The sequence below is a fragment of the Oscillibacter valericigenes genome, assembly GCF_016902445.1.
GTDB classification, from domain to species: Bacteria; Bacillota; Clostridia; order Oscillospirales; family Oscillospiraceae; genus Oscillibacter; species Oscillibacter avistercoris.
Genome location: NZ_JACSNX010000083.1, coordinates 1 through 278, shown reverse-complemented (window position 1 = coordinate 278; position 278 = coordinate 1). Strand labels below are relative to the sequence as shown.

Sequence of the window (278 nt, the reverse complement as noted above, 5' to 3'; positions counted from 1 at the left end):
CTACCTATTTTCCCGGGCCGTCGCCAGCCAAGTATTGTCGGCAGGAACGAGCTTAACTACCGTGTTCGGAATGGGAACGGGTGGACCCTCGCCCTAATCAGCACCAACTTCGTCGTCGCAAAGTCCGCTTGACTCCGTTTCCGGCTCCGCCGAAAACTTTGTCCGCTCCCTTGCTCCTCCTCTTCCTCGCGAACCCGTTTCACTGGGCTTCGCTCGGAGGGAGATACGACTTTATGTTATCCGGTCTTACCGGAGAACAAACTGTATTATATTGTATT

General features: G+C 54.0%; 1 rRNA gene. It reads right to left on the bottom strand.

Features of this window, described 5'->3' with window-relative positions:
* Positions 1-108, bottom strand: a 5S ribosomal RNA gene (gene rrf, locus H9X91_RS14125); the annotation flags it as partial.
* Between the last annotated feature and the right edge of the window lie 170 nt (positions 109-278).